The organism is Okeania sp. SIO3B5 (genome assembly GCF_010692555.1).
Classification (GTDB): domain Bacteria; phylum Cyanobacteriota; class Cyanobacteriia; order Cyanobacteriales; family Microcoleaceae; genus Okeania.
In genome coordinates this window covers 47,563-73,286 of record NZ_JAAHHG010000003.1, presented here as the reverse complement: position 1 = coordinate 73,286, position 25,724 = coordinate 47,563, and the positions used below count along the sequence as shown (strand labels likewise).

Here is a 25,724-nt window from a genome sequence, read left to right as displayed (position 1 = left end):
AAAATGGAAGATGAATTACGGTCAGAATATGACTTAAAAAGTTTAAAAATCAGAAAAATGGGTGCTAAACGTAAAAGTTTTGGGGAGACAATAATTAAGTTAGATCTTGATGTTGCAGAAATGTTTCCTAACGCAGAGGCAGTGAATGAAGCACTGCGATTTTTAATTAGAGTTACAAAAGAAAGTAAACTAAAGAATAGACATCTCCAGAAAAGAGGGAATGGGGAATAGGGAATAGGAAATAGGGAAAAATAACTGATAATTTCTGTAGGATAATTGATTTTATTTTTGATTTTTGGAGATTTCTAATAGTAATTTTATTAATTAATACAATATTTTATCTTATGAGTCAAGAATTAATTGATTTAAAACTAAGTATTATGGAAGGTCGATATGATGATGCGTTAGCAATAGTAGATGAATGGGAGTGGATGAGCAAAGAACAAATTTTACAAAAAATTGAAAGTTTTTTAGTTAGGTTATTAGTACATTTAATTAAAAATCAAGTTGAACAGCGTCTAACTAATTCTTGGGTAGCATCAATTAGAGATTCAGTGTTGAAGATTCAACGATTGAATATTAAGGCTAATAAAACATCTTATTATATTAATATAGATGATTGGGAAATGGATTTAGAGAATGCTTTTAAAGATGCTATTTTTGAGGCTAGTGTGGAAGTAAAAGGAGGTATTTATAAGCCTCATCAATTACATCAAATTGTGGATAAAGTGAAAATTATAGATATAGCTAATAGATTGATAAGTTTGACGTACAATTATTCAAGAGAAGATTTGCGAGATGTGATTAATGATGAGTTTTGTAAATTGCCTGGTGGTGAGGATTGGAATTTTAAATAGTTGGCGATAAGAAAGAAGGAAGAGGGAAGAAGGAAGAAGGAGTAAATATTAGATATCTTTAGAAAAGAGGGAAGAGGGAAGAAGGAAGAAGGAGTAAATATTAGATATCTTCAGAAAAGAGGGAATAGGGAACACGGAACAGGTATGAAGGGGGGAAGTAATTGATAATTTATGGTAATTCCTGTTAAAATTGTTTAATTGTAGCAATAAATTCAACTAAAATGACTGCAAATAGTTTGCTTAATCGAATTACTTATAACCCCAAACAATGTGGAGGGAGACCTTGCATTCGAGGAATGCGAATTCGTGTTTCTGATATTTTAGAGATGCTGGCAGAAAATGTTGGTATTGGAGAAATTTTAGAAGATTTTCCAGACTTGGAAGCGGAGGATATTCAAGCTTGTTTGTTGTTTGCTTCCCGACGAACTAATATCCCTAAGTTAACAGTATGAATTTTTGGATTGATGCCCAACTTCCTCCAAATTTAGCTAATTGGTTGGTCGAAACTTTTCATGTTAATGCTACAGCTCTTAGAGATTTGGGGTAATTAACTGTTAAACTTAAACCGTAGAAAATAGTTGTAAAATCAATAAAAGTGTTCTAACATAATAGAATTAACTTTTGTTACCACAAAGCCGAGTGGGAGTTGAGCGTCCAATGAGAGTTGTTGACAGACATATTATTAGACAAGCACACCAGTATTGGCAGTTGTGCGATGATTTAGCCTTTAAGTCAAAAAACTTGTATAATTTGGCTAATTATTACTGTCGTCAGCATTTTTTTTGTACTGGTCATAGTCTGGATTTAACTAAACTTTACCACACCACCAAAGATAGCGATGCTTACAGAGCATTACCAACTAAAGTATCAAAACAAATAATCAAATCCTTGATTGCAACTTGGCGTGGTTATTTTCAGGCGATAAAAGAATGGTCACGCACATCCAGGGAAGTTTTTGGGTAAGCCCAAAATACCCAAATATAAGGACAAAACCAAAGGTAGAAATGTAGTTATCTATTCAAAGGAATCAGTCTATAAAGCCCCTTTGAAGAATGGTATTTGTCACTTATCAATGAGTGAAATCATGCATACCTGTAGTTGTGGATACTGTAGTTGAAGTCAGAATAGTACCTGCCACTGGTTGCTATATAATTGAAGTAGTATATGAAAAAACATCCCAACCACGGATGGAGTCCACATATGTAGCAGGAATAGATTTAGGAATTGACCGTATAGTCGCTCTATCTACAAAGCCAGCCTGGTGTCAAACCACTGCTGATTAACGGGAAGCCACTAAAAAGCGTCAATCAATTATATAACAAGCGTAAAGCTAAGTACCAAAGTCACCTCAAAGGCAACAGAAAAACCAGTCGTAAGATTGAAGCGTTAACCTATCACCGAAATCGTTTTGTCGAGAATTACCTGCATAACACCAGCAAGTTAGTGGTTAATTATTTAGTGACTAATAATATTGGTACTGTAGTAATTGGAAAAAATGATAACTGGAAACAAGGTGCAAACTTATGTAAAAAAAACAATCAAAACTTTACCCAAATACCGCACTCTAAGCTAATTCAACAGATAACTTATAAATGTGAACTTGCTGGCATCAAAGTTATGGAAACAGCAAGATTGTTACACCAGTAAAACTTCTGCACTTGACCTAGAATTGCCCATACGCCATGAGAATTATGTGGGAAAACGAGTCAAACGCGGTTTGTTTAGAAGTGGAACAGGTAAAGTGATTAATGCCGATATTAATGGCAGTATATGCGATAATCAGAAAGAAATTCCCAGAGGCATTTAGTGGCGAGGGAATAGTGAGCTGTGCCGAGAGCGCCTATATTGGTTAATCCAATATCAAGAATTTAACAACTGCAATTTTCTACAGTTTAATTCGTACGGTTACGAGATGCTGAAGATATAGATATTTTCAATGCTGCAAGAAACCCTGGTGTAGTTATTGTTAGTAAAGACAGTGATTTTGTCGAGTTATATCATGTCCGGTTGAACAGTTATAAATAAATAACTACGGAGGAGTCAGTCCTCAGGAGTCAGGAGTCAGGAGGAAAGAGGGAAGAAAGAAGAAGAACTGGAGTTGAAGGAGAAAGTTTTTTTATAACTAATTATCCGGACATGATATTAGTTAATCGTTTAGGAACTCCTCCTCAAATTCTTTGGTTGACTTGTGGGAATGTTACTAACAGAAACCTGCGACTAATTTTGAGCAATACTTTTGCTGAAGCATTACGAATGCTAGAAGTTGGAGAAGCTATTGTGGAAATTAGTGATTAGCGATATGAATAGATTTAGCGAAATGAAAAGATAAGGATGGAATTGGCGAAATTTGAGGAGTTAATTCCAGAAATTCCTCTGGGGAAAATTAGTAAACAGGACTTACTCAAAAACGCTATATCATAGATAGTAGGGGTTAACGGCTGTTAACCCCTAAAGATTGCGTATAATTTCATTGGAAAATTAGTATAATCAGTCTGTAAACTTGTTAAAATTCTTTAATTGTAGCAATAAATGTAACTAAGAAGAGGCGATCGCTTCTTATCAAAAAGCTATTGAACTTTATCTAAACTTTTCTCCATATCGTTACAAATTAGAAAAATTACTCCCACACCGAATCTTTACAGCAGTTTTCATTTGAGTAAACCACTGTAGGGACGTTCCATGGAATGTCCCTACAAGGTTTTGTTTGTGAAGATGTGGTTCATCGACTTGAAAAGCGCTGTAAATAAACACCTAAAAAGTCTCAATAAATTTACCAAATCTTCATAAAACTACCCTAATATAGCAATCATTTGAGGTAGGGTTCTTGGTGAAGTTATATAATTATTCCCCTGACAAATTAATTGTGTAGAACCTCCACCATCTAACATTATTACTTGAGTGGCACCGAAACTTTTTAAAACTTGAGTTGCATGGGGTTGAGTTGCTTGTTTAGAAGTAAAAATTAAAATTGTTTCATTGAGGCGATCGCCATCTTTATCTTTAACTCCAATAAATGTTCTACCTGTTTGATTTTCTACTCCTTTATCTGCATTTTCCTGTAAACCAACAATAAGATTAGGTGCTGTTGATAATTGCAAATTTTTTGGCTGAAACTTACTTATTAATGCTCTATCTTTCCAGACTTCTAGCATTAACTTTTCATCAGGAAATTCTATTTCTCCTGCATAACCATCACTAACTATAATTCCATCTGACTTGACAGGAAATGCTAATCCTGTAGAGGAGTTTTTATCATTTCTAAAAAATTGACCATTAGTGATGCAAAATAAACTTGAATTTTCTGAATATAAGTTAGACCATACTTGTGATATTTTCTGACGTTCAAATTGTGGATCGTTACCGCCGTAAGCTCCTTTTTTAGTACCTAAGTCTGTGATATTTCCATAGATAAAATTAATTTTTGCACCTTGAGTTAAATCAGCAACTTGTACATAATCTAAATCTTTTTGATAAAGAGTTGTTCCCTGAGAATTGTTAATAATTTGGAAACCAAGAGATAGGGGGTTTTGTGATTTACTTTCGGCATTTTGGGCAGAAAATAAGTTTATTGTTATTAGGAGGAACGTTGTTAAAAATAATCCGGTTAAAGTTAGACTTTTTTTGTTCATTATACTAATTTGATAAATATTTTTGACAAATGATAGGTAAGCATTCAGCCCTCAGCTATAAGCTATAAGCTATTGCTTTTAGTTTCTGATAAAAGCTTTATTATTTAGAATGAATCTTGCTACAAAAGCCAGTTTTCAAGTCTATATTCGTTTAAATATCCTCTTTAAGGTAGAAGTTTTTATTGCTGAAAGCTGACAGCTAATAGCTGAATGTTTACAATGATAGGGAAGTTGAATGCAACGTCCTTACAGGATTATCATTTTTTTCTGTGGTTCATTGACTTGAAAACTTTTGTAAAAGGCTAAAATCTCAATTCCTTGTAAATATCCTTCTTCAAAACATCTAAATTTATCCAAATCAAAAAAAGTTTGAAAAATTTAATATATTTTTACTTAAGTATCCCTATTTCAATTATTTCAATATAATTTTCCCTAAAATTATCGTCAAGCAAGACTTACAGACAGTTTCTTACCTCAGCTTAAAAAGTAATGCTAGACTCAGAATATCTAAAAAAACTGTTGAAATTACTCTAGTAATATTACACTTGGCATGATTCTATTTTCAGAGGAAATTTAGGTAATGAAAAGTTACAAAATATTAACTTTAGGAGCGTCTGGTGCAGGCAAAACTGTATTTATGGCCAGTATGTTTAGGTCATTATCAACCCAAGGAGAATATGGTTTCTATCTTGAAGCTGAGGATTTCAACCAACAGAGGCGACTCAATCAAATTTATACAGAATTGATCGCTGGAGGAAAATGGCCTAGAGCGAATATTGCTGGTAATATAGATGAGTGGAGGTTTACTTGTTGTATCAGGAACCCTAACCTGGAAAACTTTCCAATTTGTGAGTTTATTTATTTTGATTATGCTGGCGATCGTTTCACAAGAATGGATAAAGAAGATTATCAGCTACAAGAAATAATCAAACAAGCTGATGCAATTTTGGGTCTTTTAGATGGTCAAAAAATTCAAGCATTAATGAATAATAATAATGAACAAAAGATTGATAATTTTTTAAACGAAGATTTACCACCAATAATTAAGTGGATGTCCTATTGTCAAGCACCAATTCAGTTTGTAATTAGTAAATGGGATTTGCTGGAAAATGATAATTTTGGTTTAAAAGAAATAAGCGATCACCTCCTAAAAATTCCTGAGTTTAAAGAATTAGTTGTTAATCGAAATAAAGAAGGTTCTCCAGTACGCCTGATTCCAGTAAGTTCAATAGGTTCTGGTTTTGCAACACCTCAACCTGATGGAAGTATGAAAAAGATTGCAGGTTCAATTCCACGTCCTTTTCACATGGGAGTTCCTGTATCTTGTGTTATACCAGATATTTTAGAGAAAGAGGTTCAGGTAAATCTTAAACGACTAACTAATATTAACGACAAAAATATTGGTGAAGATAGTATATTAAATCAATTCTTAAGAGCAACATTAAAATTCAAGATGTTGATTGATATAACTCTTAATTTTTTAGTTTCAGTTATCTTAGATGAAGAGAAGTATGAGGAACAATTATTAATCAAATTTATAAAAGAAGCACTCAAAAAAGTTGATGACTTAGTATTCGCAAGAGTTCAGAAAAGACTTCAAAAAAATGATAAACAATTAGCTGAACTTCGTGAAATAAGAGATGAATCTATTTTAAAAATCAATGATGAAACAACAGCCCTTAAAAGTGCTATTACAACTTTTATATATATTAGTAATAAACTAACCGAAGATTTTCCTGACTCTGAAATTATCGTAGATAAACTAAAGCAATGAAGTATCATCATTATGAAAATTAAAAGTTAAGAAATGAATATGAAAAATTACAATATTATTACTTTAGGACCATCTGGATCGGGCAAAACAGTATTTTTAGCTAGTTTTTTTAGGCAATTATCTACTCCAACCAGCGAAAGATTTTTCCTGGAAGTCCCCAATCATCCGCAACGTATTAAACTGAATGAAATTTATTCAAAAATAGACGATCCAAATAAAGATTGGCCGGGTACAACAATATATGTAACAGAGACAATATTTACTTGTTGCGTCACAAATCTTGCTCTTGAAAAGTTTCCAGTTTGTCAGTTTACCTATACTGACTATCCAGGCTCCATACTTACAGATATATTAGAAGGTGAATACGACATTTTGGATTTTCAACAAGAAGTCTCGAAAGCAAATGCAGTGTTGGTGATGATTGATGGTCTGAAATTGTTGAAATTAACGCAAGGAAAAGACCTAGATAATGAAGCAGTTAGACAATTATTGCTAAGAGATTTACCTAACATGATGCAATTGGTAAATCTCTGTAAAAGAGACACCCCCGTTCATTTTATTATCAGTAAGTGGGATTTGCTTAAAGATAATTATAAGCTCTCAGAAATAACAGAATTTCTGCTAGAAAAAGTCGATGACTTTAAGAATGTAGTTCATAGTAGAATCAAAGCTGGTTCTCCAGTACGTCTAATTCCTGTAAGTTCTATTGGTATGGACTTTGCAACCCTCCAGGATGATGGTTCGATGAAAAAGAAACCAGGTGCAATTCCTAAACCTTTCCAGTTAGAAATTCCTATTGCTTATGTATTAATTGATGGGGTAAAAACTGATATTAAAGCCTCAAAAGCATCCTCAGAAAAAATTCCCGTGTGGGATTTATTTAAAAATTCTTTTCCTTCTTTAGATTACCTAATTCATCAGTTTGTTTTAAACGAACTAGCTCATCCAGATAAAGAAAAATATTTACAAGAAGTGAGAGATTGGGAAACAGCACTTAAGCACTTGGTTATTATTTTCTTGAAACATCTCAAAGATTTTGAGGAGAGATTTCCAGAAGCTAATTTAGGAGGAGAAGTTCTTTTTGCTCCTGAACCCATCCATAATTTAACAAAACATGAAAAAGTAGTGTGTTCGGTTGGTTTCACATCTGATGGTAAAACTCTTTTCAGTTCCAGCGATGACAGAAAAGTTCTGTTTTGGGATGTTGCACGGGGAAATTTACAGAAAAAAATTGTGCAGGAAAAATCAGGTTGGGTACTAGCAAATCTTAGTCAGGACGATAAACTGCTGTTTACTGCGAGTGCAGATAAAAGTATTAAGGTATGGGATGCCAATACAGGAAAACTCTTGTATAAACCGTTGAAGGAACATTCCGAACCGATCGATGGATTTGTTGTTAGTCCTGACGGGAGCACACTGATTAGTGGTAGTCGAGATCGAACTGTGAAAGTCTGGCAGTTAAAAACTAATCATGCCAGAGTAATACACAGTTTAAGCGAACATCAAGGCTATGTTTATGCTCTTGCTGTTTCTCCCAATGGGCAAACTTTAGCTACTGCTGGTACAGACAAGAAAATGCTGATTTGGGAACTGCCCATTAAAAATGATAAATTTCTGAAATTTCTTGCCCTCAAGCATCCTAGTTTTATCAAAGCTTTAGCCTTTAGTTCAGATGGTAAAATGTTGGTTAGTGGTTGTGGAGACAAAACTATCTATGTGTGGGATACGAAAACCTGGAATCTCAGGTATAATTTGGAAGGACACACCGGAGCAATTTGGTCTCTGGCGATTAGTCCAGATAACCACATCCTTGCCAGTGGAAGTAATGATTGCACAATCAAGGTTTGGAATTTATCAACCGGAACTTTAAAAACTGCTTTAACCGGGCACACTGGTATTATCACCACCCTAGCTTTTAGTCCAGATAATCAGACCTTAGCTAGTGGCAGTGATGACAAAACGATTAAAATTTGGCAAATTGTATAAAATACAGTTTAAGTAAACCTATGACAACTACAAAACAAAATTTTACTAACTATCTAACGCAAGCAATTTTACTAACTCTTCCATGCTGTTTGGCACTTGAACAGTTAGCAGTGTTTTGTTTACCACTTGGAATTGTTGCTATTGTTTATAAAGCTCAAGCTAAGACACGACTGCAATTGGCAGACTATCAAGGAGCAGATAAAGCATCAAAAAGTGCTAAGAAATGGTTTTGGTTTGGTTTCATACCAGTGGCAATACTTCTGGTTCTGGTTCGAGTTTTAGACTACGTTCAAAAAAGCTCGTTACCATCTTAATCTATAGGCTCCTAGTAGGAGAATAAAGCACTGTAGTAATATTTGATGAAATTGGTATTATACAAATATAAATGTAGCAGTTTTTAGAGTTGTGAGGTATAGTTTTTTTTAACTTTTGACTTCTGTGAAAGGTTATTAATAATCATCAATATAAAATCTAAATTTATTAAATTATAACTATGAGTATTGAAGTTTGGCCTTTTTTAGTAAGCCGTAACCGCTATCTTGACTACAGAACAGTTGTAGCTCCTGATTTCATCTGTGAAGCTAAGACTGGTAACTTATTGGCAAGAGTGACGAAAGGAGATTTAGTAGAACCAGGAAAGGGATTTATTAGACAAATTTTTGGTTCAAAAGTAGGAGATTTCACGATAGTTTATCGAATCTTAAAAGCCACACAAAAAGACCTAAATTTTCAAGAAGGAGATGAGATTCTTAAAGATCAATTTGGGAGAGAAATACTTATAATTGAAGGAGTGGTTATTCAGGGAATTAAAAGTCAAGAAAATGTTTTGATTTCCCCAAAAAATATGGAGGAAGTTCATCAGAAATTGATAGAAGGATACACAGAATTTTGGGAGCATCGCGATCCACATCCAGCTATTCCTTCTTACCAGTTATCTTTCAGTATGGATGCTTCTAGTAGAGCCTTACAACTCGAAGAAATAGAAAAATTTAAGATCGATCCTAAACCTCCAATACCACCACCTACTCCCTTCTCACTAAAAATTTACCTAGCCAAACTTGGCAAACTATACGAGCAAATAATCTATCTGCTGAGAATCTGGCAAGATTACCTAGCCAAATTTGGCTATCAACTATACGATCGAATAATCTATCTGCTGAGAATCTTGCGCCAGGAAATTAGTAAGTCTTCAATAAGACTATATTCTCTTGGTTTCATATTGACTATAATGATAGTGATACCAATCTTGATTTGGCCACACATATATCAATCAAAAGTATATGACTGTACTACTACTAAGGAGAAAAATATAAGATTTGAGAGCAAAAAAGATATAGATAATGTTCTCAAAAAGCTACAAAAAGAGTATCCAAATGCAGCAATATTCCTGAATGGTTACTTAATATTAGAATCCAACGAAAAATGGGAAAATTTGCCAAAAAGAGAAGAACTAAGTGAACCTGTTAACTATACTATTAACCTGTATGGAGATATATTAAAGCTACAAGATCATCCCCTAGACTTGGCGATCGCTCAACTTCGCGACCAGAAAGTAGGAAATCTATCAAAGCCACAAAAATATTTCCTAAACTTAGGGGATACTAAACTTGGCAACCAGGAAATTGAAGATATATTAAAGTCAAAAGATTATATCGAAGGCTTCAAGAACCCTCAACTTGGCAACCAGGAAATTGGAGATACATCAAAACCAAAAGATTATATCGAATACTTAAGGAACGCTCAACTTCGCAACCAGGAACTTGAAGAAATATTAAAGTTACAAAATTATCTCCTAGACTTAGGAGTTGCTCAATCTGACAACCAGGAAACTTTGACTATCAAAGCAAAAATTATAAACAGAAAAAATAAAAAGGAATGTCAAAGTAATTCCTGAAGCAATCTCTATAGATACCCTAAAGTTGAAGAGATTGCTTCTAGGTCTCAATTTTTTCTCAATTCCTTATCAATCAAATAAATATTAAAGGTTTATCTTTAATTAAAGCGAATGCCTCAGAATTAAATCGATAAAGACTAGCTGGTCTACCTGCACCCCGAGATGTTTTTACCCCAGTATCAGATAAGAAACCTAACTTTAGTAGTTTGGCACGAAAATTAGAATAATCTGAAAAATTGTTTCCTAAAATACTTGCATAAAGTTGATCTAATATCATCTCCGGTAGCATCGGAGCGTGTATAAAATTAAGGTGACAATGGGAAAAAGCTTCTGCGTTCCTTCCACCAAAGTCTAATTATTTAACCGGACATGATATTAGTATGTATGTTTTTTTCAAATTGGCCATTGCCAATATTCTCTCTAATATCATGTCCGGTTGAACAGTTATAAATAAATAACGACTTAGGAGTCAGGAGTCAGGAGTCAGGAGTCAGGAGGGAAGACTGAAGTTGGAAGAAGAATAACTGGAGTTGAAGGAGAAAGTTTTTTATCACTAATTATCCGGACATGATATAATATGACAGTGCCTCTAACTGGCCTCTTCAGCGTGGCTTTTTTAGGACACTTGAAAGATATCGAACATCTGACGGCTGTCACATTAACACTTACTATATTTGACAGTCTTTTTTACGGTTTTAGCTTCTTGCCCATGGGAACGACTGGTTTAACTGCTCAGGCAACAGGACAAGAATATGAAGAAATGCAGCAACTGATTTTGCTGCGAAACGGACTGATGGCACTAACTTTAGGGTTTGGGATCTTGATATTTCAAATTCCATTGGAGGATTTAGGATTTCATTTCCTCCATACTACCCCAATTTTTGGGTTACAGTTTCATAATTTTGAGACTCAAGCCATAACTGATAAGCATCTTTAACCCATATAGAACCATTTTTCATAACAGTATTGCTCCATTCAGCCACAATTGGAATAGCAGCTTTCAGGCGACATTGACCAAGTATGAAACTATAGATACATATTTCTTCAGCATGAACAAGTAAATCTCGTTCATAAGATTTGGGATCGTTATAAACAACAAATCCTCCATCCCAACCATAATGATAAATTTCTGCCATCAAATGGAAAAAATCATGAGTCTGACGCAACAAACCCATAAGCCACTCACTCTCTGAGTTCGGGGTCGTCGGATTTTTGTCAAATTCATAAAATTTTCCATCGCACATATATTGGAAATAAGCACCACCTAAAGTATTGGGGGGAAAATGAGCCAAGTCTTCAGGAGAGGGCTTCGGCGGGAGATAGCGCTCTTGACAAAGAGTATGGAAGTCAGTTAAGCAGAGAGGTTGGGGTGGAGGGACTATCCTGTTTTCTATATTTCTCATCTGAATAGTCGTAGTAGACCAATTTTTTGCTATCCGAATTGAAAACATAAGTGTCAGTATGGGTTTGTTACATCTCCACACACCTAATAATTGGTGCTTGAGAAAATGAAGTGACTATTGCGACATCCGCAACAGAGAGGAAAAGTAAATATTTTCCCTCCACACACCTAATAATTGGTGCTTGAGAAAATGAAGTGACTATTGCGACATCCGCAACAGAGAGGAAAAGTAAATATTTTCCCTCCACACACCTAATAATTGGTGCTTGAGAAAATGAAGTGACTATTGCGACATCCGCAACAAAGAGAGGAAAAGTAAATATTTTCCCTCCACACACCTAATAATTGGCGCTTGAGAAAATGAAATGACTATTGCGACATCCGCAACAAAGAGAGGAAAAGTAAATATTTTCCCTCCACACACCTAATAATTGGTGCTTAAGAAAATGAAATGACTATTGCGACATCCGCAACAGAGAGGAAAAGTAAATATTTTCCCTCCACACACCTAATAATTGGTGCTTGAGAAAATGAAATGACTATTGCGACATCCGCAACAAAGAGAGGAAAAGTAAATATTTTCCCTCCACACACCTAATAATTGGTGCTTGAGAAAATGAAATGACTATTGCGACATCCGCAACAGAGAGGAAAAGTAAATATTTTCCCTCCACACACCTAATAATTGGCGCTTGATAAACGGGGGTACAACTCAACTTGTTTGATTTGTTGCCTAGTTAAAAATCTGGGTTAGCGCAGCTTTGCCTCAGCAAAACAAGAATCTCCCGTTATAATCTTTGATTTAACAATGAGAGTGTCAATTAGTCTAAATTCCAGTATTCAGAATTCAATTGTTATAAAAAAGCACCTATAAAACTATAGGTGCTAAATTTAATTTAACTAAAAATTAGACTTAAAAAGTTGGAATTAGATAGCTAATTTTTAGTCGCAATCGTAACGTCCATAACTGCGATAACCGTAGCTGTAACGTACAGGACGATTATAGTAATAACTACGGTAGTGATAACTAACAGGGCGACGATAATAACGTCGAGAACTACCATAACCGTAACAATCATCGAAATTATGACCACCATTAATAGTGGCAGATTCTTCGGTAGAAAGCTCGGAAAATAATTCAGTGTTTTGAGTTTCTTGCATAAGATTATCCTCTTGATTAATTGTGTTTACAAGACGGTTAAAAATTATCGATATTTATTTAACTATCTTGTTGTTTCTAATTGTATTTTTCGTTGGTGCACTCCAGCATCCGGATAACTTTTTTTTTTGATTAGCAACTCTTGAGAGCTTGCTAAAAAGCATTTTTCAAGTGCTTTTGAATTCAACTCATAAGTTGAAATTAGTAGCAGTTATACCTATAGCCATAGTAGCGACGACGGGAGTAGTAACGTACAGGCCGACTACGGTAATAACGACGATAGCCATAACTGTAATGCCGACGATGATAATAGCCATGACCACCATTAATAGTGGCAGATTCTTCTGAAGAAATGTCAGTAAATAGTTGATTATTTTTTTGTTTCTTGCATGAAGATTTTCCTCAAGTTTAATTACATTTGTCATGTTTAATAATTCCTATATATAGGAGGAATTACAGTTAAGTATTCTTCATAAGTGGGTAATATCCGGATAATTATTTGTCTGAGTTATATCATGTCCGATTGAATAGTTACAATGAAGGCAGCTATGCTGAGGGCAGAAGGGAAGAAAAGATTAGAAGGGAAGAAAAGATTAGAAGGGATAAAGTTTTTTGATCACTAATTATCCGGACATAATATTATTTAGGGTTTGCGCTCAAAAGTCTTATGGGTGAGGGTAGGAGACAACCCACCCCTCGCCCCTCCCAGGAGGGGAGGGGAAGACAGGAGGAACGGGGTACTTAGAGGAGGTAGGAGCTAAGTTTTGTAAGAATAATTTTTCTGCCCAACTATGCGCCTAAAATACGCTCCTTTTTGAGGGTTTTAGACTGAAACAGGCGCACTGCAATTCGACTCCAAAAAGGCTCAAACCTTTATTTGTAAATACTTTTAGATTTAATCAGCTATTAAAAATGCTATATTTACCGAATTATTAATTATTAATTATTAATTATTAAATAATTCTGGTTTAAAGCCTCCCCTTTTAAGGGGAAAAAAAGCGGTCGTTAGCGTAGCTTCCCGTAGGGTGGGATGGTGAGGTCTCGGAGCCATATCCAATCGACTAAGAGAAGAAATAATATCTCCTTATATTCAATTCCGTAACGGTTTTAACCAGAGGTAATTATCAATTATCCATTATCAATTATCCACTATCAATTATCCATTAATGAAAGCAGATTCGGTGGTACATGAAGTACAGAGATTAACAATTAAATGAATGCAAGTGCGGGCATCTTGCCCGCGACGGGTGTACCTCATTAAAGTGGAATCTGCTGTAAAAGTGCAATCTTGCAGGTAAATATTTTTTGCAGCACAATATTCAGCACTGTATAATCGTACTTAACTACTTAGTAATTACTATAAACTTAAAATTAATTGTGCTTTAATCGATAGAGGTATAGACACAAAAAAATACTTTAGTAGTAGCCTTTTATATTCCCTTTATAGTAATTAGAATTATAACGTTGGTAGTCAGAAGAGTAGCGGTTATCACCATAATAACTACGAGGACAAAGTTGAAAACCTAAAAAATTACGGCGATATTGATAATTTTCATTGTAACCACCATTTATGTAGGTAGATTCTTTATAGTTCAGTTCTGTAAAAAGTGGCTTTTTTCGAGGTTCTTGCATAATTAACTTCCTCATGGCTAATAATTTTAATTAAATAGTTGTAATCTTTAGCTGAGTTCTTGAATTTATGAAGGAATTGTACTTGATAATTCCAAAATAATCTGCAGTGTCCGGAGTTTTGTATACTTCGACGATCGGTTTATTGTTAAGTGTTGACTTTATATCATGTCCGGTTGAATAGTTACACTTTTGGAGGAGGGAAGGCAGAAGGCAGAAGGGAAAGAAAAGTTTAAAGGGAGAAGGTTTTTTTTATAACTGATTATCCAGACATGATATTAATCCTAATTTCTTCAAGTTTTCATTCTATCCGGATTAAGTTGAAACAAATCTGCAAAAATTATTAGAGAATAAATTATATACGGCAGTTATACAGAGGTTTCCTTTGCTATGAGGTAAGTCCAATCTTCTTAGTTTTTTACTTCTGACTTCTCCCTTAAAATAGGTTTAGGTGTACCTTATTACATCGGAAAGTGCTGTAAATAATTTGTTATACCAAATTTAAAAAACAATAGACCTCTCTGGAAAAGAGGAAGTAGGGAGTAGATGGAAAAAATTGATGATTTATCTACGATAATTGATTTGATTTTGTATTATTAGGTAAGCATTCAGCTATTAGCATTTCCTACGGAATGCTGCGCAAACAGCCATCAGATTCATGAACATATTCAAGCAAAAAATGAGGTTAGGTTCTAGCCAATTTCATTAATGAATTTTAATCCTCCTTGGCGGATAATTCCCCTCCAGTATGACAATGAGTTAATAATAAATAGGGGTTGCTGATTAAATCTGAAAGTATTGACTGATATTGGTTTGAGCAATTTTATGTCTGGAAAAAGTACCAGCTTTTCGGTGGCAATAGCTGCATAAAGCTAGTATTTTGGGATGATTATGACAGAAAAATTGAGGGACAAAACTTAGCTCCTACCTCCTCGCTCATTCCCCGTTCCTCCTGTCTCCTGTCTCCTACCCCTACTAAAAGACTTTTGAGCGCAAACCCTAAATAGCGGCTGACTGCTGTTTGCGCAGCATTCCGGAGGAAATGCTTACATTATTAGATGGTGCGGTAAGCCTTTTCACCTAAAACCTAGCACCTAATACCAATTTGAAAAAAGAATGTTACGAATAATAAGCACTATAAAAAGACTTTATCTGAAAGTCTTTTTCACGAAAAAGGTAATTTCCAAGATCAAAAATGGTATTAAATCTATCCATTCTGCATTCTTAATTCTAAATTCGCGCATTAGAATAAATACCCTAACTATTTGTAGCAAACATTTATCAATTTGGTATAAAACCTACCACCTTCTTCAATTTAGTAAGTGAATATCGATTATGTTAAATAATTCTGATTATGTAGAACTACAACCTCTAGAAAGTGATGAATTTCTCCCTCCTCTAAACCCTTGGAGCAAAATAGGAGGAATGTTTTTAGTGGGAACATTTGGTGTGGCTATTGCTCTAATGAGTGTAGTAAAGTATAACCCTACTGTCAGAACTGAAGCAATTGCTCGCCCAACAGGAGATATATCATGTCTCTTTGAATACCCACAATAAACATTTTAGGGAGTAGGCAGTAGGGGAATGCTTTGACCGCTATAGCCTATCTATTTGAAAACCACTATAATAATGCTAATGCTACCAGACTTGAGAGCAAGCAAAATTTAAGATTGAACCTAAAACCTACAACCTACAACCTACTTCAATTATCTTGGCGCTTCAACATAGAAGTAGCACCCAATGTCGCGAAAGCTAATAAACCTAATATTGAAGTAGGTTCGGGAACAGGAGTTAAAATTATATTATCAAAATTTACATCACCAGAACTAGCAATATAGACTTGAGTAATATTTTCAAAACCATCTATTGATAGAGTTTGAAAAGGTAAAGATATATCGTTACCAATGGAATATTCTACAAATTGACCAGCAACTTGCATTGTTGGGTCAAATGTTGTGGAAATTAAGATTTTAGTATCATCCGTTGTATAACCAGTAATTGCATTTTCATTCTTCCGCAATTGATAATCTAAACTTTCTAAAGAGAAGATGCCACCATTTTTTAAAGTTATAAATGAACCTAAAAGTCCGAATTCATTAGTAAAATGTTGAGCTTCATAACTCTGGCGAGCATGAAAATGTGAAGTATCACTAAAATAAGCTGATGGACTGCCTATTTCCTGTGCTGAAAATGCTGCTACATTAAATCCATTTTCCATGAAACATTTACCTGCACTCAATGGAGAAGTACAAGTGTTTGGATTGGAATTATCATATATTTCAGAATCATAAGTAATTGTTGCTGCGTTAGTTTGCCCACTACCAACAAATAGTATCGCTAAAGTTGCACAAAAGCTAATACCCGTAGTTTTCAATCTTTTGAACATCATATTATTAATGCCTGAATTTCAGTAAATTAATGAAGGAGATAATAGCACTGAATTTCTGAAATTACAACTGCTTTGATCTAATCTTTATCTATGACAAAATGTCATACTTTTTCTAGTTAATTAAAAACCATAATTTATTTTTGAGTTATTATCAATTTAACTTACTGTTTAATAACTGATATTTTAATTAGGGCTTGCTGATTAAATATCAAAGTCTTGACTTGTATTGGTTTTACCCTTTTCAGGTACTAAGGGAGTACCAGCTTTTAGGTGGTAATGGTTCAAAAATCTAAGATTTTCGGCATTTCGAGGGGTAGAAAATCAAGGGAAGATTCTTCTGACTACTTCTTCTATAATTCCCATTCCTCCTGACTTCACCGATTCTGGATTCTGGATTCTACCTCTACCAAAAGACTTTTTCAGTCAACCCTAATTAGGGTTTGCTGATTAATAATGAAAGCCTTGACAGGCAAAGGTTTTAGCCTTTTAAGGTGCCAGAAGACAATTAGTGCGAGCATCTTGCTCGCGTCATTACAGCGGTTTTCATTTCAGTAGATTACAGTAGGGACGTTGTATGCAACGTCCCTACTGGATTTTGGTTATGACGATGTGGTTCATCAATTTGAAAAGCGCTGTAATCATCATGTATTACCCGGTATCCTAACTATAGTGGCAACTGCTATAATTGCTGAAAATGACCTTAACTGTTACTATTTTTCCTCAAAAAAACAATAGATATCTCAGAAAAGAGGGAGTAGGGAGTAGGGAGTAGGGAACCCACCCCTAACCCCTCCCAGTAGGGGAAGAATTGATAATTTCTTTGGGATAATTGATTTTATTTTTTATTATTGGAGATGTCCAATAGATATCTCCACTAAAGGTTTTAGCCTTTTTAGGGTAGAAAAAAGTGCGCCTGTTTTAGTCTAAAACGCTTAAAAAGTTAGTATTTTAGGCGCATAGTTGGGCAAGAAAATCTTTGGAAAATTCTTACTTCTACCCCCTATAAATTTTCCTGACTCCTGTCTTCCCCTCCCCTCCTGGGAGGGGCTAGGGGTGGGTTGTCTCCTACCCCTACTAAAAGACTTTTTCAGCAAACCCTAATTAGTAGCTTTGAATAGCAAACCATTAACCTGAATTTACCGAAAAATTAAGGTATAAAGCCTCTCAATTCATGGAGAAAAAGAAAAAAAATCCTTTTAGCCAATCCTCTTCTTATAAAGAAGAGGTAATTATTAATTATTAAAAATACCCCCAAGGGAATTCGAATCCCTGTCGCCTCCGTGAAAGGGAGGTGTCCTAGGCCTCTAGACGATGGGGGCTTATTTGTTTCTTTTCACTCTTACTAACTTAGCGAATTCCTAAATAAATGTCAAGGGGTATGAAAAAAAATTTTCCCTCAACAGTTTGGCTATCTTGACTACTGAAGATTTTGACTTTGCTGTAAAGCCATCTGAGCCGATATACCCTCTTTTTGGTCCCCAAAATACCATAAAACAGCAGCAGCTTCAGCCCGACTCACTGTTTTATCTGGCCTAAATAATTTAGTATAACCAAAAACCCGCCTAATATTAGAAAAATCATTCTGAGCATCTGCCAATACAGTTCTCAAAGCAGCAGGGTCAATCCTAGAAGCATCTTGAAAATCCCAAGCTTCCTTAACTTTCTCTACTGTGGCCTCTGGCAATGGCTTGCGAAAATCTAGAGGTACTTTCCAAAGAATCAAATCCTCACGGGTTAAAAAATCATTTGGACGAAATTTAACTACATTAATATCTCCAGACAAAGGACTAGGAATTAAACCAGCTTCTGCCAAACCTTGAATTATAGCAAAGTCTGGGTCAGTTTTCGAGACATCTTCAAAAATTGGCACTTCATTGAGTCCTGCTAATCTAATATGTTGAGCAGAATTATTAGTAAAAATCTTATTATTAGTATTTACCAACCACCGAACATATTCCCGCCTAGTGACAAGATTCTGAGGATCGACTAAAAGAGTTATAGTATCTGGATTATCTTGATTTTGGGCTTGTGGCTGCTGAAATACTCCCAATTTGGACAAATCTGCAATGTATTGACGTAATCCTGAAGGCACATCTCTGAGAGCTTTTTTTAACACAGAGGACTCTGGAGAAGTGGGGACCTGCACTGGGGGTATGCCACCAGGAGGGAATGGTGTGGGAGTCGGTAATGCCGCTACTCCGGGAGTGGGCAAAGGTGTGGGTAATGATGCAGTTGGAGATGATTCAGTAATGGGTGATGCTGTGAAATTTGGAGATGGCTGAGTTTCTAGCTGGGTAGTTGATGGAGCGACTGGGATAACAGGGGGCGAGGGGACATTAGTAGTTTCTTCATTCTTGGGTTGATAGTCTATCTCATATTCTGTTGCTATTCCTGGAGTTTGGCTTGGTTTGAGGGATATCTCTACCTGCAAATCATTTTTTTCTGCGATCAGAGATCCACTACCTTCTTCGGTAGGTTTGCTAATAATTTCCCAATTCTTGTCTCGAAATTCTTTTTGATAAAAGTTTTGGACTACGTTAGTAGGGTCTGAACTACTCCAAACTGTTTTTTGCTCTTGTTCGGACTTTTCAATTAATTGAGAGTTGGGATATGGAGATATTTCTGAGGGAAAATTAGCCGGAATTTGTGTTGGTGATTCGAGTTGTTGGTTGTTTGGAGTTGGGGTTTGAATTAATTGGTTAAAAGGAGGGTTATTTTTTAACTGGGGGTCTGCTGCAAAAACTTTTTCTAGCTCTTTACTTGAGGGATTATTTGCACAAGCACTGACTGACATTAATAAACAAATAGTTAAACTGGTAAATATAGAAGGTCTATTTAATAACATATTCATTAATCTAAATTTAGTTGCTATTTTGTAAGCATTCAGCCGTCAGCATTCAGCAATCAGCTATTGCTTTAATCAGCTATTGCTTTTAGTTTACGATCAAAACTTTATTAATTGTCTTACTACAAAAGTTGGCTTTCTTGGCCTTAAAGTCTATTTAAATTTAAATACTGTCCTTAAGGAGAGAGTATTGTTGGGCTCGAGCTGTAAGCATTCAGCTATTAGCGGTCAGCTATCAGCTTTTTAATGAATGAAGCAAGCACTTGCTTATACCATTTCTCCATGAAGTTGCGCTTAATACAAAGATAACAGCTATTAGTAAAATTCAGGTTTTGGTAAGAATTATTAAGCGCATTGTTACAGAGAAATGGTATTAAATTGTACTACATTTTCAAACAAAGAATTGAAGCACAAGAATAAAGAGCTTAAATTGTCCACTAAAGATAATAAAGCTGATAGCTGATAGCTGATAGCTGACCGCTGAATGCTTACCTCGAGCTGACAGCTAATAGCTGTTTGCGCAGCATTCCGCAGAAAATGCTTACGCTATTTTTCAGGGAGGTTTTTGTTTCCTCCCTTAATTCTCAAAACTATATTTTTCAGGTATTCTTTAACAAGGATTTTGGTTGTTCAGCAGATAAGTTGTTTTTTTCTTCTTTTTTATCTTCTTGTTGTGATGATTCTGGTCCTTCTACTTGTTTGAGATGAACAGTATTTACCTTGGTAATAAAATTAGCTATAGAATTTCTGGCTTTTTTGCCACGTTCAGTTGTATCTTCTACATCATAAATTCTATAAGATACATTTGCCCCTAAGATAAATTTCTCCTGTTCTGCTTCTAGGAGTTCCACAACTCGATTAGCAGAAATCCAATTTTCTTGGAAAGGAAATGAAGTTACAACACTAGCAACTATAGAAGCGATCGCTGGACAAATTACAGGTAACCATTTTAACCAAGCCTGACCAGTTTCTAATTTATCAACAAGGACTAAAATTGGGGTGACTCCCGAAAAAACTATTGTACCTAACTGCAAAATATAGTAGATATTTCTGGCTTTTTGCCTAGTCTTTTTGTAATCATCTATTAACTCTTGAGTATAACGTAAAGCTTTTTCTACTTCTTGAGTTATCTGAATATTTTCTGGAGAATTTTCTAGTTGTAAAACATTACCGTATAAGGTTGCTTTTTTAAGTAAATCAGCATCCTTGATTGTTTTAGTGTAGTTGATTTGTAATTGCCGATTTAGGAGATACAAAAAAATAAACAAAGCAATAGAAAATACTAAAACTATTGGCAATTGAATCTGATCTGGAAATAAATAAACACTAATTCCTGAGCCAATAATAGTGGAAAAAGATATATATTCACATATTCTCAAAAATGATAAGATACGTGGGCTAGATGGTGGAGATTTATAATTATCGGCCTTGATGTTTAACTGAGAATCAAGGGTTTCCGAACTTGTCATATTTTGTTTATTCCTTTGATTTGATAAGTGGACTAAAATATTCTATGGCTCACAAGATAGTGAGGGCAATATTACCTGAGAAATTATCTTACCGAAAAGCGACGTTGAAAGCATAGGTGTTTTAACCGGGGGATGAAAACAAGCGAGTCGTTTAGACTAGACAACTTTAGTTGTCCTATGCTATCATCTTAATATACAAATGTTTAGATAAAAGTAAGCAGAAGGCTAGGGTTAAACTTAAGCCGACTGTGTAGGGGCACCGCGGAAATTGTCCCCAAAGAGTGTATCTTTGGTCAGCGCTCGAAAAAACGAAGCAACAAGGATTTATCCTGTTGCGTAGTATCAACTTAGAATCCCCTCGGATTCAGCCAGGGGAGTAGTCAAAATAGGCTGTGATATTATGTCCGGAGAATAGGACAATAAAACTCCATTTTGTTGACCCAGAACTCCGCTAAAAAATCGACAGACTTTCTCCTCCAACAGTATGTTCTCCTACTATTTGCCCTACTCCTGATATAGAATCCGGTTATATAGTATATGTTGATAATTCTATAATTACTTCAATATTTAATCTCCCCCACTCCCCTACTCCCCCACTCCCCTACTCCCAACTATACAATAACTATTCAACCGGATTCTATATGACTCGTTATTTATAACTATTCAACCAAACATAATATTACTAAGCAAATTGCTGATATAGCAATCAGGAATCAAATGTGAGAATTGAAGTGTTTCTTTAAAGTATAGGATATAGCAGTTATCTTATTCTTATGTATTCGTTTCTTCCCTATTCCCTCCATACCTAAAGCAAAAGTCTCCAATATCTCACAACTAAAATCTTATGGCTATATTTATTTTAATGTTTTAAACTTGGGATATTTGATGCCAAGTTTTTGCCATACCCCAAAAAATTACTTCCGGTGCATCAATGATAGTTGCACCTAACTCCGGAAAAAGTTTTTTGAAATGAGTTAATAATAAAGTGCGATCGCCTCCTGTCAAAACTATTTTTCCTTCAGGAAATTCTTCTCGCCAGGCGACAATATAATCTTTTATACCTGCTAATACTGTATATATTATCCCACTTTGAATTGCTGTTGCTGTTTCTTTTGCCCACCGTGGAGGTAACTCTACCGGTATATCGACCAAAGGTAACATAGCTGTTCCTGCTATCAAAGATGATAATTGCAACCTTAACCCTGGTAAAATAGACCCCCCCACTATTTTTTTTTGGACATCAGCACCAGTAAAAGTAATTGCTGTACCAGCATCTATTAACAGTACAGGCCAACCAAACTTTGTGCCTGCACCCAAAACTGCTAAAGCTCTATCTATTCCCAAAGTAGGATAAAGTCCTTGCAGTGGCAGTTTATCTAGAGTAATCATATCAGACCAAGGATAAGTTTGCCAAAGTGCTGTTTGTTGAGGAACTACTGATGCTATTAATAAAGGCATCTGATGATTTAACTTTATATTCTGAGTTTCTAATGTATTTTTTAGTAGTTTTCTGACTACTATTTCCACATTAATATTTTCCTCTATTTCCCATTTTTGAATCCGGTCTATATCCCAGGTTTTATGAAGTATTGCACCCACAAAATATCCCCAGTGTAACCGGGTATTTCCAATCATTAAAGCGAGCCATTCTTGATTTTCAGACATATAGTTCAACAATTAATAATTAATAATTAATAATTAATAATTACCGAATAATTAATAATTAAATAATTCTGGCTTAAAGCCGACCTTTTTAAGGGAAAAAAAGCGGTCGTTTGCTTCGCAACGCTGACGCGAAACGCGTATCTCGGAACGGAGTTCTATCTTCGGAGATCCCGGAAGGGTTGGATGGCGAGTTTTCGGAGCCATATCCAATAGACCAAGAGAAGAAACAGTATTTCCTTATATTCAATTCCGTAACGGTTTTAACCAGAGATAATTATCAATTATCCATTATCAATTATCAATTAATGAACTCTCCTTTATAAAGAAGAGAATTGACTCAAAGGAAAATTTTTCTTTATTATTCCCTTAAAAGGGAAGGCTTTAAACCAAAATTTTTCGGTAAAAAGTCCACTTTTAATTTATGATTAAAAGCCTCCATCCCCGTGTCTCCGTGTCTGGTGCGTCCCCGTGTCTACTTGTAAGGAAGTCCTACATCTAAACCAGAAGTATATATAGCAACTGCTTGGTCTTGCATATTAAAGACTACTTTTATGCCTGTATCATCAGGATTTTTCCATTTATAAGCACCCTTAATTTGATTTTCTGCTGGTGTCTCATCTGATGTAACTTCTTGTTCTCTACCAAGAGTATTATTAATTTGCATTTCCCTTGCTTCTCTTGATTGTACAAAAGCTTCTGAGTCAAATTCGGGGTCTATTTCTCCTTCTGCTCCAAGAATATTTCTTATTTCTCGGTATGTCATCCCTAGCTGCAATTTTTCATATTTTTGTCGGGTAATTGAATAAACTGGTTTGGGTTGATTCCAGAAAGGATTACCAAAATTATAAGTATTCATATTTTTAGTTCTAATAGTAACCACTTTCTGATTAGAATCAAAAATTATACTCATGCTTGTACCATCAGGATTAACCCAATTATATGTAACAGTATTAGCATTAGTTAAAGGATTATCTCTTGTTGGTTGTTTTATTCCTTCATTACCAATAATTTCTCTAACTTCATCATAAGTCATCCCAATTTTAATATTTTCAAAATCTGTACTGGTAACTAAAGGAGGTTCTTGATTAACTCCAAAGTTAGTCGCGTTCAAATTTTGAGCAGATAATCGAACCAGTTTATTTTCTGAATTAAATATGGCAACTATACCTGTATTGTCATTATTTAACCAGCGATATGCTACGCCAAAATTTTCTGTTGTCGGACTATTATATTCTGTATAAATTTCACCTTCTATTCCCAATATTTGCTTTACTTCTTGATAGGTCATACCAATTTTTAAATTGTTATAATCAGCTCTGGTAATTCGATTAGCTAGAGCAGGTTGACATTGTATATTTAAGATAGATAGAAAACCACTAATAAATATTGCTAAGAAAAACTTTTTCATCGTAATTACCTGAAATATTTGGTAAGCATTTCCTGCGGAATGCTGCGCAAACAGCTATTAGCTGTCAGCTAGAGCGCAACAAAACTCTCTCAATATAGGACAGTGTTTCAATTAATATAGGCTTTAAGGGCAAGGGAGGCAACTTTTGTAGTAAGACAATTAATAGAGCTTTTATCCTAAACTAAAAGCAATAGCTGAAGTCCGCAGTTCCTCCGGAGGAGGCTAGCTGATAACGTAGTTCTGACCATAGGAGGCTGGCTGACGGCTGAATGCTTACAATATTTGCTATATTTTAATGTAAGCATTTCCTACAAAATACTGCGCAAACAGCAGTCAACTATTAGCTGTGAGTTATTAATATCATGTCCGGATAATCAGTGATAAAAAAACTTTCTTCCCTCTAGCCTTTTCTTCCATGCGGGGTCGCACCGCTTCTGCCTTATGCCCTCTGCCTTCCTTCATTTTAATGATGATTTTTAAGCAGATCAAATTGTTCGGAATTAATCTTGCTAGACTCATATAAAGCTTGAGCAATTTCTGTCAAAGTCAATACTGAATAACTCCTATATCCATTTGCTTGTAACTTGTCTTTTACACCCCGTTCATGGTCAATAAAAACAACAATATCTTCTACTTGCAATCCCACTGATTTAAGTTTATCTGCTCCCTTCATGACACTATTACCACTAATCATAATATCATCTACAACTACAATTTTTTCCCCTGGCTGAAAATGTCCCTCAATTAATCTACCAGTGCCATGAGCTTTTACCTCTTTGCGAGGAAATATCATCGGACGTTCTAGACGTAAAGCTAAACCTGTAGCAGTAGGCAATGAACCATAAGGAATACCTGCAATTCTATCAAATTCTAGGTCTTTGAGAATCTCCGCATAAGCAGTGACTATTTTATGGAATATTTGAGGAATAGAAATGATTTTTCGTAAGTCTATATAATAAGGAAAAGTCGCCCCCGATGCTTGTACATGGTCGCCAAAAATAATACAACCAATATCGTAAAGTTGTAAGATTAAATCCCGGTGTGGTTCATGCTTTAAAAAACAAACATCTGGCAACCACAATTCACAGGTCGGACTACCTTCAACTACCTGTAGACGTTGTTGATTAATCCTATTTCTTAAGGTTTCAATTTCTTGATTAGGATGTGCTGCACCAAATAATTTTGGTGGGATTGGTAATAATAATCCTTCACCATTAATATTCAAACCAGCAGCTAAAAGTTGAGTTAATTCTTCAGGATTAGCAATATCATTTTCTTCCGCTATATCTCCCTGAATTAGTATTAATCTTTCGGGAGCAATTTTTCTGATTCTAGCGAGAATATCTGGCATTACTCCTACTTCTAAACCTAGCTGTTCAATACTTCCCCGACTTTGAGCTTCTTCTACTAATTTGAGATAAAGAGGTTGCTTTTGATTTGGGTATTCTTGTAATACTGCTGCAGAAGAATTTGCTGTAGCACAAAGCAGGAAAACTGTTTTGCCTGGATAAAGTAAAAAAGGTGCAACTAGATCGAGACCAGTGTAAGGTGAAATTGTACAAGCATCTACTAACTGTTTAGCGATCGCATTCTTTCCTCATCATACCTTCATTTACCA

General features: G+C 35.1%; 25 protein-coding genes, 1 tRNA gene and 3 pseudogenes. 15 read left to right on the top strand and 14 right to left on the bottom strand.

Features of this window, described 5'->3' with window-relative positions; genetic code table 11:
• Window positions 1-3: 3 nt before the first annotated feature.
• From F6K54_RS00855 to F6K54_RS00820, 9 genes and pseudogenes are all read left to right on the top strand, one after another.
• The gene (locus F6K54_RS00855) at window positions 4-231 is read left to right on the top strand and encodes a hypothetical protein (protein ID WP_293073162.1); all 228 of its coding nucleotides are present in this window, start codon (window positions 4-6) and stop codon (window positions 229-231) included.
• 149 nt (window positions 232-380) lie between these two features.
• Complete coding sequence (locus F6K54_RS00850; protein ID WP_366558007.1) at window positions 381-857, top strand: DUF29 family protein; 477 nt, start codon at window positions 381-383, stop codon at window positions 855-857.
• A gap of 221 nt (window positions 858-1,078) precedes the next feature.
• Window positions 1,079-1,309 carry a DUF433 domain-containing protein gene (locus tag F6K54_RS00845; protein WP_293073156.1) on the top strand — a complete coding sequence of 77 codons (231 nt, stop codon included), beginning with the start codon at window positions 1,079-1,081 and terminating at the stop codon, window positions 1,307-1,309.
• Between the two features lie 169 nt (window positions 1,310-1,478).
• Window positions 1,479-1,820, top strand: a complete 342-nt coding sequence (locus F6K54_RS00840; RefSeq protein WP_293073153.1) for a hypothetical protein — start codon at window positions 1,479-1,481, stop codon at window positions 1,818-1,820.
• A gap of 113 nt (window positions 1,821-1,933) precedes the next feature.
• Complete coding sequence (locus F6K54_RS00835; RefSeq protein WP_293073150.1) at window positions 1,934-2,140, top strand: hypothetical protein; 207 nt, start codon at window positions 1,934-1,936, stop codon at window positions 2,138-2,140.
• Complete coding sequence (locus F6K54_RS42540) at window positions 2,130-2,504, top strand: IS200/IS605 family accessory protein TnpB-related protein (RefSeq protein ID WP_366558009.1); 375 nt, start codon at window positions 2,130-2,132, stop codon at window positions 2,502-2,504. The genes F6K54_RS00835 and F6K54_RS42540 overlap by 11 nt, the downstream gene beginning before the upstream one ends.
• On the top strand, window positions 2,452-2,664 hold the full coding sequence (locus tag F6K54_RS00830; RefSeq protein WP_293073147.1) for a hypothetical protein: 213 nt from the start codon (window positions 2,452-2,454) through the stop codon (window positions 2,662-2,664). Before F6K54_RS42540 ends, F6K54_RS00830 begins: the two co-directional genes overlap by 53 nt.
• Window positions 2,665-2,774: 110 nt before the next feature.
• Window positions 2,775-2,882, top strand: a pseudogene (locus F6K54_RS00825) (DUF5615 family PIN-like protein); the annotation flags it as partial.
• Window positions 2,883-2,993: 111 nt separating this feature from the next.
• Entirely contained in the window at window positions 2,994-3,152 is a 159-nt protein-coding gene (locus F6K54_RS00820; RefSeq protein ID WP_293073144.1) for a hypothetical protein, read from the top strand.
• Window positions 3,153-3,646: 494 nt separating this feature from the next.
• Here F6K54_RS00820 and F6K54_RS00815 read toward each other — a convergent pair whose 3' ends face one another.
• Window positions 3,647-4,486 carry a phosphodiester glycosidase family protein gene (locus F6K54_RS00815; RefSeq protein WP_293073142.1) on the bottom strand — a complete coding sequence of 280 codons (840 nt, stop codon included), beginning with the start codon at window positions 4,484-4,486 and terminating at the stop codon, window positions 3,647-3,649.
• A gap of 580 nt (window positions 4,487-5,066) precedes the next feature.
• Here F6K54_RS00815 and F6K54_RS00810 point away from each other — a divergent pair.
• The 4 genes from F6K54_RS00810 (at window position 5,067) to F6K54_RS00795 (ending at window position 10,140) form a co-directional block, all read left to right on the top strand.
• A complete protein-coding gene (locus F6K54_RS00810; RefSeq protein ID WP_293073139.1) occupies window positions 5,067-6,260 on the top strand; it encodes a hypothetical protein in 1,194 nt (397 codons plus the stop codon).
• Window positions 6,261-6,293: 33 nt separating this feature from the next.
• A complete protein-coding gene (locus F6K54_RS00805) occupies window positions 6,294-8,246 on the top strand; it encodes a WD40 repeat domain-containing protein (RefSeq protein WP_293073136.1) in 1,953 nt (650 codons plus the stop codon).
• 20 nt (window positions 8,247-8,266) lie between these two features.
• Window positions 8,267-8,560, top strand: a complete 294-nt coding sequence (locus tag F6K54_RS00800) for a CD225/dispanin family protein (RefSeq protein WP_293073133.1) — start codon at window positions 8,267-8,269, stop codon at window positions 8,558-8,560.
• A gap of 179 nt (window positions 8,561-8,739) precedes the next feature.
• Window positions 8,740-10,140 carry a hypothetical protein gene (locus F6K54_RS00795; RefSeq protein WP_293073131.1) on the top strand — a complete coding sequence of 467 codons (1,401 nt, stop codon included), beginning with the start codon at window positions 8,740-8,742 and terminating at the stop codon, window positions 10,138-10,140.
• Between the two features lie 73 nt (window positions 10,141-10,213).
• On the opposite strand, the pseudogene F6K54_RS00790 reads toward F6K54_RS00795, so the two are convergent.
• Window positions 10,214-10,411: pseudogene (locus F6K54_RS00790) on the bottom strand (NUDIX hydrolase); the annotation flags it as partial.
• A gap of 306 nt (window positions 10,412-10,717) precedes the next feature.
• Here F6K54_RS00790 and F6K54_RS00785 point away from each other — a divergent pair.
• Window positions 10,718-11,077, top strand: a complete 360-nt coding sequence (locus F6K54_RS00785; RefSeq protein ID WP_293073128.1) for an MATE family efflux transporter — start codon at window positions 10,718-10,720, stop codon at window positions 11,075-11,077.
• Here the strand turns inward: F6K54_RS00785 and F6K54_RS00780 are convergent.
• The 5 genes from F6K54_RS00780 to F6K54_RS00760 form a co-directional block, all read right to left on the bottom strand.
• A complete protein-coding gene (locus F6K54_RS00780) occupies window positions 11,010-11,591 on the bottom strand; it encodes a Coq4 family protein (protein WP_293073125.1) in 582 nt (193 codons plus the stop codon). The two genes, F6K54_RS00785 and F6K54_RS00780, sit on opposite strands and share 68 nt — an antisense overlap.
• Window positions 11,592-11,610: 19 nt before the next feature.
• Window positions 11,611-11,880: a hypothetical protein gene (locus tag F6K54_RS00775; protein ID WP_293073123.1), complete on the bottom strand. Its 270-nt coding sequence runs from the start codon at window positions 11,878-11,880 to the stop codon at window positions 11,611-11,613.
• Between the two features lie 604 nt (window positions 11,881-12,484).
• Entirely contained in the window at window positions 12,485-12,703 is a 219-nt protein-coding gene (locus tag F6K54_RS00770) for a hypothetical protein (protein ID WP_293073120.1), read from the bottom strand.
• 186 nt (window positions 12,704-12,889) lie between these two features.
• Complete coding sequence (locus F6K54_RS00765) at window positions 12,890-13,126, bottom strand: hypothetical protein (RefSeq protein WP_293073118.1); 237 nt, start codon at window positions 13,124-13,126, stop codon at window positions 12,890-12,892.
• 991 nt (window positions 13,127-14,117) lie between these two features.
• On the bottom strand, window positions 14,118-14,348 hold the full coding sequence (locus F6K54_RS00760) for a hypothetical protein (protein ID WP_293073115.1): 231 nt from the start codon (window positions 14,346-14,348) through the stop codon (window positions 14,118-14,120).
• A gap of 1,317 nt (window positions 14,349-15,665) precedes the next feature.
• On the opposite strand from F6K54_RS00760, the gene F6K54_RS00755 reads away from it, so the two are divergent.
• A complete protein-coding gene (locus F6K54_RS00755) occupies window positions 15,666-15,887 on the top strand; it encodes a hypothetical protein (protein ID WP_293073112.1) in 222 nt (73 codons plus the stop codon).
• Window positions 15,888-16,032: 145 nt separating this feature from the next.
• Here the strand turns inward: F6K54_RS00755 and F6K54_RS00750 are convergent, their stop codons facing one another.
• The 7 genes and pseudogenes from F6K54_RS00750 to pyrE all read right to left on the bottom strand — a co-directional run.
• Entirely contained in the window at window positions 16,033-16,719 is a 687-nt protein-coding gene (locus F6K54_RS00750) for a PEP-CTERM sorting domain-containing protein (RefSeq protein WP_293073109.1), read from the bottom strand.
• Window positions 16,720-17,965: 1,246 nt separating this feature from the next.
• Window positions 17,966-18,038: transfer RNA gene (locus F6K54_RS00745), tRNA-Glu, on the bottom strand.
• Between the two features lie 98 nt (window positions 18,039-18,136).
• On the bottom strand, window positions 18,137-19,570 hold the full coding sequence (locus F6K54_RS00740) for an S-layer homology domain-containing protein (protein ID WP_293073106.1): 1,434 nt from the start codon (window positions 19,568-19,570) through the stop codon (window positions 18,137-18,139).
• A 593-nt stretch (window positions 19,571-20,163) separates the two neighbouring features.
• The gene (locus tag F6K54_RS00735) at window positions 20,164-21,033 is read right to left on the bottom strand and encodes a DUF4231 domain-containing protein (protein ID WP_293073103.1); all 870 of its coding nucleotides are present in this window, start codon (window positions 21,031-21,033) and stop codon (window positions 20,164-20,166) included.
• A gap of 867 nt (window positions 21,034-21,900) precedes the next feature.
• Window positions 21,901-22,698 (bottom strand): pantothenate kinase, encoded by a 798-nt coding sequence (locus F6K54_RS00730; RefSeq protein WP_293073100.1) that lies wholly within the window; start codon window positions 22,696-22,698, stop codon window positions 21,901-21,903.
• Between the two features lie 472 nt (window positions 22,699-23,170).
• Window positions 23,171-24,106, bottom strand: coding sequence for a hypothetical protein (locus F6K54_RS00725; protein WP_293073097.1), 936 nt, complete (start codon window positions 24,104-24,106; stop codon window positions 23,171-23,173).
• A gap of 463 nt (window positions 24,107-24,569) precedes the next feature.
• Window positions 24,570-25,676 (bottom strand): annotated as a pseudogene (gene pyrE / locus F6K54_RS00720) (orotate phosphoribosyltransferase); the annotation flags it as partial.
• Between the last annotated feature and the right edge of the window lie 48 nt (window positions 25,677-25,724).

Bases quoted from the DNA above. Each gene is read 5' to 3' on its own strand.
- F6K54_RS00740 (WP_293073106.1), bottom strand. From the start codon at position 19,570: ATGAATATGTTATTAAATAGACCTTCTATATTTACCAGTTTAACTATT.
- F6K54_RS00810 (WP_293073139.1), top strand. From the start codon at position 5,067: ATGAAAAGTTACAAAATATTAACTTTAGGAGCGTCTGGTGCAGGCAAA.
- F6K54_RS00800 (WP_293073133.1), top strand. From the start codon at position 8,267: ATGACAACTACAAAACAAAATTTTACTAACTATCTAACGCAAGCAATT.
- F6K54_RS00735 (WP_293073103.1), bottom strand. From the start codon at position 21,033: ATGACAAGTTCGGAAACCCTTGATTCTCAGTTAAACATCAAGGCCGAT.
- F6K54_RS00780 (WP_293073125.1), bottom strand. From the start codon at position 11,591: ATGTTTTCAATTCGGATAGCAAAAAATTGGTCTACTACGACTATTCAG.
- F6K54_RS00725 (WP_293073097.1), bottom strand. From the start codon at position 24,106: ATGAAAAAGTTTTTCTTAGCAATATTTATTAGTGGTTTTCTATCTATC.
- F6K54_RS00770 (WP_293073120.1), bottom strand. From the start codon at position 12,703: ATGCAAGAAACTCAAAACACTGAATTATTTTCCGAGCTTTCTACCGAA.
- F6K54_RS00855 (WP_293073162.1), top strand. From the start codon at position 4: ATGGAAGATGAATTACGGTCAGAATATGACTTAAAAAGTTTAAAAATC.
- F6K54_RS00850 (WP_366558007.1), top strand. From the start codon at position 381: ATGGAAGGTCGATATGATGATGCGTTAGCAATAGTAGATGAATGGGAG.
- F6K54_RS00815 (WP_293073142.1), bottom strand. From the start codon at position 4,486: ATGAACAAAAAAAGTCTAACTTTAACCGGATTATTTTTAACAACGTTC.
- F6K54_RS00820 (WP_293073144.1), top strand. From the start codon at position 2,994: ATGATATTAGTTAATCGTTTAGGAACTCCTCCTCAAATTCTTTGGTTG.
- F6K54_RS00760 (WP_293073115.1), bottom strand. From the start codon at position 14,348: ATGAGGAAGTTAATTATGCAAGAACCTCGAAAAAAGCCACTTTTTACA.
- F6K54_RS00755 (WP_293073112.1), top strand. From the start codon at position 15,666: ATGTTAAATAATTCTGATTATGTAGAACTACAACCTCTAGAAAGTGAT.
- F6K54_RS00730 (WP_293073100.1), bottom strand. From the start codon at position 22,698: ATGTCTGAAAATCAAGAATGGCTCGCTTTAATGATTGGAAATACCCGG.
- F6K54_RS00750 (WP_293073109.1), bottom strand. From the start codon at position 16,719: ATGATGTTCAAAAGATTGAAAACTACGGGTATTAGCTTTTGTGCAACT.
- F6K54_RS00765 (WP_293073118.1), bottom strand. From the start codon at position 13,126: ATGACAAATGTAATTAAACTTGAGGAAAATCTTCATGCAAGAAACAAA.
- F6K54_RS00785 (WP_293073128.1), top strand. From the start codon at position 10,718: ATGACAGTGCCTCTAACTGGCCTCTTCAGCGTGGCTTTTTTAGGACAC.
- F6K54_RS00845 (WP_293073156.1), top strand. From the start codon at position 1,079: ATGACTGCAAATAGTTTGCTTAATCGAATTACTTATAACCCCAAACAA.
- F6K54_RS00805 (WP_293073136.1), top strand. From the start codon at position 6,294: ATGAATATGAAAAATTACAATATTATTACTTTAGGACCATCTGGATCG.
- F6K54_RS00795 (WP_293073131.1), top strand. From the start codon at position 8,740: ATGAGTATTGAAGTTTGGCCTTTTTTAGTAAGCCGTAACCGCTATCTT.